The sequence below is a fragment of the Methylobacterium soli genome, assembly GCF_008806385.1.
Lineage (GTDB): Bacteria > Pseudomonadota > Alphaproteobacteria > Rhizobiales > Beijerinckiaceae > Methylobacterium > Methylobacterium soli.
The window spans coordinates 1-8779 of sequence record NZ_VZZK01000081.1; the positions used below are offsets into that span (position 1 = coordinate 1).

Sequence of the window (8779 nt, forward strand, 5' to 3'; positions counted from 1 at the left end):
ATCGGATGCCCGCATCGGCCCCGGCATTCACGACGTCGAGCAGGTCGTTGGAAACCCGAACGTCGAGCTCCAACTGCGGGTGGCGCTCGTGGAAGAGGGGTAGCACAGGGGCGAGCAGGAGTGTGCTCGCATGTTCGAGCACGTTGAGGCGTATCCGCCCCGTGGCCTTGGCTGGCTCCCGATGCTGGTTGAGCACGTCGAGTGCGCACCCGATCGCCGCGAAGGGAGCGTCCAGCGAAGCCAGCAGATCCTCGCCCGCCGCCGTCAGCGTGACGCTGCGGCTGGTGCGGTTGACGAGGCGCACACCTAAGCGCGCCTCCATCGCCTTGAGCGCATGGCTCAGCGCGGAGGCGCTGACGCCAAGCTCCAGACCCGCACGCCGAAAGCTACGTTGGCGCGCAATGGCGAGGAAGGTTCCGAGATCAGCCAGTTCCGTCCGATTGATTTGCATCGAGGCAGTGGAATGACTGCTAGCGAGAAAGCAATCCGCATCGGATCATGACCGAGTTGGGTTGAAGCCTCCCGCATGCATGTGTCGGGAAAACGGTCGTTTCCCCGACGGAGCGTTCTGCGTCGTTTGGACCAGTCCATTAGGGCAAGTCCTATCGGAGCGCCTTGGAGCAGCCGGCCGCCTTTGACCTGCGAAAAGGACGGTTATAGGAGGCGGCCCCAGTTAGCCGGAGAGCGCGGGTCATGAACGGGAAGCCCGTCGATGACCTTCCCCTCGTCACCCAGCACGTCGCCGGTGGCAAGGCGCGCCGCGCTCGGCAGATCGGGCTGATTGAGCGCCTGAGAGAGGATGGACGGGACACGGGCATGGCCGAGACCCTGTTGATCGAATTCGAGCAGACGCTCGCCCACCTCCAGCGCCTCCGCGCTATCCAGGCGAGCTGATCATGACGGCGTCCAGGACTGAGACCCTGCTCGATGCCGCTATCCGGGACGTGGCGCATGCTGAGATGCGCCGGGCGCGGCAAATCAGGCTGGTTGCCGAGCTTGAGGGACCTGAGCGGGCGCTCGCCCAGCAGGTCCTGGCCGAGATCGAACGAACGCTCGCAATTGCTCGCACCCATCGATCACTCCTTCTCAGCTTAGAAGACGATGCGTGAGAGGAGAGCGCCTGCTCCGGCTAAGGTCCGACGAGGTTCGCCCTACTAGAACGCTGGCGCTGTAAGATCGCGCCCGCTTTGATGCTGTCCGCGCAAGCGGGTGTCAGTGAGCTCGTGTTGAAGGCTCGCCGGTAAGGTTCTGGTCTCGGGCCGTTTGAAGTGCCGCTGCCAACTCGGTCAGCAGGTAGGGCTTCGGGAGGATGCGAACCCCTTCCGCATCGGCGTCGCGCTTGGCCGCTTCCGCGTAGCCGCTGGTCAACAAGATTGGGAGTTCGGCGCGACGTTTCCGTACCTCTCGGGCGAGATCGACCCCGTTCATGCCGCCCGGCATCATGATGTCGGATACGACAACATCGACCACACGACCGTTGGCCAGCGCACCCAATGCCGCACGCGCGCTCGCCACGCGGATGACCTCATATCCGAGCTGACCCAGCATCTCGGCGACGAGTGCGGCGACCTCGTCGTCGTCCTCGACGAGGAGCACGCATCCCACGGATCCTGTCGTTGGCCGGGTCAGGTGTAGGTCGATCAGGTGGTGCTGATCAGCCGCGGGTGTCCGCTGGGAGCGGGGCAGCAATAGGATAACGCTGGTGCCTCTTCCAGCTTCGCTCTCGATCTCCACGGTCCCACCGGACTGGGTCGCAAATCCATGCACCTGCGCCAGTCCAAGTCCGGATCCCTTGCCGATGTCCTTCGTCGTGAAGAAAGGCTCGAACACCCGCGCGATGATCTCCGGCGGCATCCCTGTCCCCGTGTCGATAACCGAGAGGCGTACGAAGTCGCCGACAGCGCTTGGCGATGCGGGCACATTCTCAGCGCGCACCACGATGGTGCCGCCCTCCGGCATGGCGTCGCGGGCGTTCACGGCAAGGTTCAGGACGACGAGTTCGAGCTCGCCGGGATCGACCTCAATCGGCCAAAGGTCCGGTGTGAATTCCAGTCGGACATGCACGTCGCCGCGCAGACTGCGATCGAGAAGTTCGCGCATGCTGCCGATCTGCCGGGCGAGATCGACCGCTTCCGGGGCTAGGGACTGACGGCGTGAGAAGGCAAGTAGTTGGCGCGTGAGGCCAGCACCGCGTTGGGACGCCTGACGCATGCCGTCCATGAGGCGCTTGCGACGGTCAGGATCGGTCTGTCGGTCAAGCATGTCGAGCCCGCCTGAGATGACCATGAGCAGGTTGTTGAAATCATGCGCGACGCCGCCGGTTAGCTGCCCAATGGCCTCGATCTTCTGAGCCTGCCGGAGGCTCTCCTCGATGCGGGCTCGCTCGGACATCTGCCTGCGAAGCTGGCCATTGGCCTCTTCGAGTTCGCTGGTGCGGGCGATGACCTGCGCCTCCAGCTCCTGTGCTGCGCGATCTCGGGCTTCGAGCAGCACACGCACCTCGTATTGACGTAAGCGCGCCCGGAATGCGGCCTGGACGGTGCTCGTCAGCGTGATCGCCTGCACTGGCCGCTCAAGCAGCGAGACGTTGCGGAGCGACGTGACGAGGCGCTGGCGCCATGCCGCGACGGCAGGCTGTTCCTGACGGCTCGTCAGGATAACGAACGGCAGGTCCGACCAGGGCGGCTGGCCTTCGACGCAAGCGAAGAGCGGCAGCAGGTCCTGCCCGAATAGGCCCTCTTCGGCGATCAGCACGGTCGCCACCCCCGCCTCGATGCCTTGCAGCAGCTGCGTCAGGTTCGAACAGACCTCGGCAGGCAAGCCTACGCGACGGCAAAGCTCCGCCGAGGCCGGTCCATCTCGCCCGATCGGTGCGAAGATGAGAACCCGTCCGCTATCTCGCTCAACCTTCAGCATGTTCGTCGACTGACATGAGGGGGGCGCTGTCGCCCGAGTAGCGTGGCGATCCCGAGAAGATCCCGCTGAATTTCTTGAGCGGTGGCCCGACCGCGATCCCGTTCGAGCTCAGGACGAACTCTCGGATCGCGTGCTCGTGGTGACCGCTGCGCTTCTTCACGACGGAGAGGGCGCGTCGGACGATGCCCTCAGCCTCGAAATAGCGCAGCATCAGCACCGCATCGCTGAGATAGCTGATGTCGAGTGGGGTCTCGGTCGGACCGACGAGGCCGTGCTGAGCCAGAACCTGAATGGTGAGGACCCCCTGCTGGGCTAGGTAGGTCAGCAACTCATGCATCTGCAGGATCAGGAAGCGCTCGTCCGGCATGGCGTTGAGGTAGCCGTTGAGGCTGTCGATCACGACGATCCGCGCACCGCCGACTTCGACGCTGCGACGGACGATGGACGCGAATTCACCGGGTGAGAGCTCGGCGGGATTGACCTGCTGCAAACAGATCAAGCCGGCATCGAGAGCGGGCTGAAGACCAAGTCCGAGGCTGCGAGCCCTGGCCTCGATCGTCCCACGGCCCTCGTCGAACGCAAAGAACGCGACGTGCTCGCCGCGCTGCGCTGCTGCAACCGCATAGGACAAGGCTATGGTCGACTTACCGACGCCTGCTGCTCCGATGAGCAGAGCGTTAGTCCCACGCTCAAGTCCGCCGCCGACCAAACGGTCGAGCTCGGCGTTGCCGCTTGGGACGAACTCGCCAACGAAGGGCGTATGATGCTCGGCGGCGATGAGACGGGGATAGATCGCCAGCCCCCCCTTCTCGATCGTGAAGTCGTGGTAGCCGCCGCGAAATCGAATGCCGCGCATCTTGATCACACGCAGACGCCGACGCTCGGCACCATAGTCGATAGCCAGCTGCTCCAGCGAGACGACCCCGTGCGAGATCGAGTGCAGCTGAAGGTCGTTCTCCTGCGAAGATAGGTCGTCGAGCAGGATGACGGTGCTACGGCGGCTGGTGAAGAAGTGCTTGAGCGCGAGCACCTGCCGGCGATAGCGCAACGAGCTCTGGGCCAAGAGCCGCAGCTCCGACAGGCTGTCGAATACGATCCGGGTCGGATTGATCTCGCTCACACGGTCGAAGACGAGTTTGGTGGTTTCGCTCAGCTCCATTTCAGCCGGATGCAGGATGGTGAGCTCGCGCTCCGGGTCGAGCGTCGTTTCAGGCGGAATAAGCTCGAACACGTCGATCTGATCAAGCGACCAGCCATGGCGTCGGGCAACGAGCCTGAGCTCCTGCTGCGTCTCCGAGAGGGTGATGTAGAGGACCCGCTCGCCCTGACGGGCGCCCTCCAGCAGGAACTGCATGGCAATCGTTGTTTTGCCGGTGCCGGGCCGACCCTCGTAGAGATACATGCGGTCGCGATCGAGGCCGCCGCCAAGGATGTTGTCGAGCGCGGCACTTCCCGTCGAGATCCGGGGCGGATCTTCATCATCGGTCTGCTCAATCAGGTTCATGACTGCACCTGATTGGCTGTCAGCCGGCTGCGCCTCTCCTGATCCGCCAGCTCCTCGCGCTCCAGCGCACGCAAAGCGGCGCGCATCACCTCGCTGCTGTTCTGGTAGCGGCCGGTGGCGATCCTTGCCTGGATGAACTGCAGGAGTTCCGGCGTGATCGAGACGTTTTTCGCGATGCGTGTCGGCATTAGCGTCCGGAGGCACGAGAGTTCGGGGTGTCGCACGAACCGACACAACTCGCGCACAACACTGTGCGAAACGCTTGGGTTCCCGTGGAGCTTACCCGAGGAAGGAGCGACGAAGGCTCCATAACGCCCAGTCGGCGAACTGCATCGCAGTTGAAAGGCGCCTGCTAAGTTCCACTGAAGCAAGCCCTTTTGGAACACAGGCACCCGTAGGACGAGCATGTTATTCGGCAATGGTTACCCAGATGCCCCTATCTTAGGGAGCGTCATAAAGTAGGCCTCGACGCTTGCGGCGTCGCCTTTCTGCCGGTCAATCCACTCGTCCAAGTCGTATCGGTCCCAGCGGAGGAGGCCATGGCCCACGTCGAGTGGGCGCACGTCGCGTAGCAGCCGCTTGAACGTCGGAGCTGCAAGGCCGCAGTAGGCCGCCGCGTAGGACCGCCGAAGTAGACGAGGCCAACTGGGAAGCGGCCCGAATTTCCTTGCCATTCCGCCGCTCCCGGCCGCTGTGCCGCCCCCCCCCCCCCACTGCGGCTCACGGCAATCCAAGTCCGCGAGGCGCGGCCCTCGCTCGCCTAGATTGCCGGCCCGTTCGGGTTAAGGGGAGCCTTACTGGGGTCGAGAGTTCAGCACGGGGTGCGGTTGCGCCGGAAGCCAGAACATCTGCGAACCCGCCGACGACGCTTTCATTTTCTGTCGCGTTTGTTGAAATGCATCACGATCAAGGCAACAAGCGCAAATCCGACAAGTCCGAAGAAAATGCCGTAAACAGCAGCAAATCCTAGAGACATCGGCTCAGCCACAAGTCTCCCGTCCCCTTGGTAATATTCCGATCTGTGCTTCCTTACTGCCCGGTGAGCTGCATAATGGCAGCACACATCCCAATGATCCCGGTCAGCAGAACGCTGCATACGGCTGTAACAGGTTCATCAGGCATCGCTACCACACTCGCGGTTGCGGCAATACCGCCGAGCACGAACCCTCCGGAGATTGCGAGTGAGACGCGCCAGTCTAGCATAAGAGGCATCAACCCGCGTCAGGTTCGGTCAAAAGCGAAACATGACTATATATCAACATCGCTCCAGCACCGTATTCCTCGTCAACATACAACCTGAATATCAATTAGCCTCTGCGCGAGTAATACTGCTGTTGGAGCATCCACGGCCGAGGCATCTGCGCCGACACGCTCGACAAGATCCGGATGCTCAAGGAAGACTGGGCCACCGACCATAACGCCAATAGAAGTGTTACGTGAGGCTTGACGTACAGAGTGGATGGAAGCCGCCAATTGATCGATGCCCGTCTCGCAGCTGAGTGTTAGCCCGACCACGCCGAACCATTCCGACGCGACCAACTCGGCAATCTGCTGAGGGCTAGAGGCCAGTCCGCTCGATACCTCCCATCCAACTTTCCGCATGAACTGCTCGACAATCGCTACGCCGAACGTGTGCCGCTCCCCGGGTGCGCCCATCAGGAGAACACGACGATTGCCGTCAACGTCGGTAATGCCGTTGTCTACACGGAACAAGGAAAGAAGGATTTGGAGCCGAGCCACGCCTGTCGTGACTTCTATGAAATCACAGAGATCTTCATCCCACATTCGGCCAAGCAGCGCAGCCGATGGTGCGAGCAGGCCCAGGAACAAATCTTCGGCTGAATAGCCGCTCGACATCAGCGCCGTGAAGGCATCGAAGACCGACGAGACATCGTGTGCGAGTACCAAATCGGTAAATTTAGCGACCAGCTCCGTGTCTGGCTTCAGCGACGCTTTGGGCTTCTCTACTGCGACACTGGGGTGGAGCAATCTCAGCCGAGGAATGATCTCGGCTTGAACGACGCGGCTCAGGGCGAGCTGGCGTTCGCGCGCTTCATCCGCAGATCGCTTGCGCGCGTAGGCTCGCCGGACTTCCGCTTCCCGGGCGGTCTCCGGCGCGAGCCGGTCAGCCCACGCATTCGCAGACGACGCGAGGTCCGGCATCGTCCCCCTCCCACGGTTTTTTATCGACGATGCCGCTGCTCAGTGAACAGCGGCGCCACCGGAACCGGCATGAAAGCGTCAAACCCACCCAATGTAAAGCTGGCGAGACAGTATGCTGGGTCAACTCATCAAGCGCATCGCTCACTGGTGAACGACCGTACGGTGATCCTCGGCAACCAGCTCTCTCAATTTCGACGCCTCCGAGAATGATATGAAAGTCGCCCTGCTGATCATCACACTCGTCCTCGCGACCATCCTGATCGCGAGTGCGATCTGGCTCTACACTCCGGACAAATCCCGTTCCCTTCTTGAAGCCCGCTACCTCAAGGCACCGGCCGACTACGTGGAGGTCGAGGGCTTGCGGATGCACGTTCGAGACAGCGGTTCGAAGGAAGCTCCTGCCGTCGTGATGCTGCACGGCTTCGGGTCGAGCCTGCACACCTGGGAGCCATGGTCACAGGCCTTGGCCGCTACCCACCGCGTCGTCCGGCTCGATCTGCCGGGCTCCGGGCTGACCGGCCCGGATCCGACGGGCGACTACACGGATGCTCACAGTCTGCAGGTGCTGGCGGCACTTATGGATCATCTCGACGTCAAGCGGGCCAGCCTGATCGGGAACTCAATCGGCGGCCGGATCGCCTGGAAGTTCGCTGCCGAAAACCCGTCGAGGGTCGACAAGCTCGTGCTCATTTCGCCGGATGGTTTCGCGGGGCCTGGGGCCGAATATGGTCGTCAGCCAGCGGTGCCCAGCTCCGTCAAGCTGATGCGCTACATCCTGCCCAGCCCGTTGGTCCGCATGAGTTTAGCGCCGGCCTATGGCAACCCAGCGCTCCTCACGGATGCGGTAGTGGAGCGCTATCGCGATCTCATGCTGGCTCCTGGAGTGCGTGAGGCCATGATCACGCGCATGGAACAGGCGGTTTACAGCGATCCCGAGCCGCTGCTGCGACAGATCCAGGCGCCGACCCTGCTGCTCTGGGGCGAGCAGGACGCCATGATCCCGTTCAGCAATGCGGCTGACTATGCGCGCCTGATTTCTGGCAGCAGTGTTGTTTCCCTTCCCGGCCTTGGCCACGTCCCGCAAGAGGAGGCACCGGACGTCTCGCTAAAGGCCGTGCAAGCGTTCCTGAAGTGAGCCTGCGCTCGTCTGTCCGCTTAGCGCTGGTCCCGAGTTTCCTCATGCATCGCGTCGTCTGCGTCCGAACCGATCTCAGAGCCGTGTTCGAGGCAGGGATGCTCAATAGGCGGGAACAGGCGCTCTAGGCCGAACGCCACGCCGTACAGAACAGGATCGGAGGCTGGCCCATCAAGAGGTGGGCAATCACTGGCTTCTCGCATTGCATGCTCGCATGAGACGGCACCTCCGCTGACAGCGCTACCGGATTAACCTGCAGCAAGCGAAGGCTCTTAACGTCTGTTAAGTGTGCGAGATGAAAATCGTTTCGTGGATCCAGCCGATATTTCGGGTGTCCTAGCAAATGTTTGCGCGGATACAAAAGACGAGGATGTCCCCAATGCTGCCCAAGGATGAGGGACTGCCCCGCCGCCCGCTACGATCACGGGCTGGCGGGGAGGTAGTCCATCTCATGTGGGAGCCGATACGCAACTTGGCTCAAAGGTATGCTGCCAAGGGCTGGTTAAGGGTTGGTATCCGGGGTCAGGAGCCAGGCGGGGCAATGGGCGATGACAGGAACGACGGAAGACCGGCTCGACGATCTGAATGGGCAAATCGCGGCGCTGAAAGTGGAGCGGACCGATCAGGTCTTGCTCGTCGAGGCGCGGGCTGACCGCAGCCAGGACGTCACCGAGGACACGATGATGTTACGGGAGATCGAGGCGCGGATCGCGACGCTCCAGGCCTGCACCGCGACCTTCGAGCGAGATCCCCGATGAGGTGATTTCGGCTACACCGCGGCTGGCGCGAGCCGAACGGCCTCGTCACCGACCACGTCACGGCGAAGCAGCCCATCAGGGTCGCTAGCGCCTCCGAGACCATGGCTGCGGCGCAGGCGGAGCGCGACTTCCTGGTCACCGACGACACCAACCTGGCCTAGCTGTGAGCTTTCAGGAGGTTGTCCATCCGGTCTGAACCGAGGACGCTGGAGTTGCGAGGCTTCAACGATCCCGGACAGACCGGATGAACATCCATCAGAATGCGCGTTTGACGCCCTCGGGTCGAGAGCGAGTGGTGCGGCT

9 protein-coding genes are annotated in these 8779 nt (G+C 62.5%); 4 read left to right on the top strand and 5 right to left on the bottom strand.

Going from position 1 to position 8779, the window contains the following annotated elements:
- The coding region (locus F6X53_RS31300) for a LysR family transcriptional regulator (RefSeq protein WP_151005728.1) at window positions 1-451 on the bottom strand (451 nt) is incomplete at its 3' end.
- Window positions 452-693: 242 nt separating this feature from the next.
- Here F6X53_RS31300 and F6X53_RS31305 point away from each other — a divergent pair.
- Together F6X53_RS31305 and F6X53_RS31310 are read left to right on the top strand one after the other, a co-directional pair.
- Window positions 694-894, top strand: a complete 201-nt coding sequence (locus F6X53_RS31305; RefSeq protein ID WP_151005730.1) for a hypothetical protein — start codon at window positions 694-696, stop codon at window positions 892-894.
- A gap of 2 nt (window positions 895-896) precedes the next feature.
- Entirely contained in the window at window positions 897-1109 is a 213-nt protein-coding gene (locus tag F6X53_RS31310) for a hypothetical protein (RefSeq protein ID WP_151005733.1), read from the top strand.
- 103 nt (window positions 1110-1212) lie between these two features.
- On the opposite strand, the gene F6X53_RS31315 is transcribed toward F6X53_RS31310, so the two are convergent.
- From F6X53_RS31315 to F6X53_RS31335, 4 genes are all read right to left on the bottom strand, one after another.
- Window positions 1213-2916 carry an ATP-binding protein gene (locus tag F6X53_RS31315; RefSeq protein ID WP_151005735.1) on the bottom strand — a complete coding sequence of 568 codons (1704 nt, stop codon included), beginning with the start codon at window positions 2914-2916 and terminating at the stop codon, window positions 1213-1215.
- Window positions 2903-4420: an ATPase domain-containing protein gene (locus tag F6X53_RS31320; protein ID WP_151005737.1), complete on the bottom strand. Its 1518-nt coding sequence runs from the start codon at window positions 4418-4420 to the stop codon at window positions 2903-2905. Before F6X53_RS31320 ends, F6X53_RS31315 begins: the two co-directional genes overlap by 14 nt.
- The gene (locus F6X53_RS31325; protein ID WP_151005739.1) at window positions 4417-4608 is read right to left on the bottom strand and encodes a type II toxin-antitoxin system ParD family antitoxin; all 192 of its coding nucleotides are present in this window, start codon (window positions 4606-4608) and stop codon (window positions 4417-4419) included. The genes F6X53_RS31320 and F6X53_RS31325 overlap by 4 nt, the downstream gene beginning before the upstream one ends.
- Window positions 4609-5704: 1096 nt before the next feature.
- Window positions 5705-6583 carry a cobalamin B12-binding domain-containing protein gene (locus tag F6X53_RS31335; protein ID WP_151005741.1) on the bottom strand — a complete coding sequence of 293 codons (879 nt, stop codon included), beginning with the start codon at window positions 6581-6583 and terminating at the stop codon, window positions 5705-5707.
- Between the two features lie 211 nt (window positions 6584-6794).
- Between F6X53_RS31335 and F6X53_RS31340 the strand changes: the two genes are divergently transcribed.
- Both F6X53_RS31340 and F6X53_RS31350 read left to right on the top strand, forming a co-directional pair.
- Complete coding sequence (locus F6X53_RS31340; RefSeq protein WP_151005744.1) at window positions 6795-7718, top strand: alpha/beta fold hydrolase; 924 nt, start codon at window positions 6795-6797, stop codon at window positions 7716-7718.
- A gap of 548 nt (window positions 7719-8266) precedes the next feature.
- Window positions 8267-8476: a hypothetical protein gene (locus F6X53_RS31350; protein WP_151005748.1), complete on the top strand. Its 210-nt coding sequence runs from the start codon at window positions 8267-8269 to the stop codon at window positions 8474-8476.
- Window positions 8477-8779 lie beyond the last annotated feature (303 nt).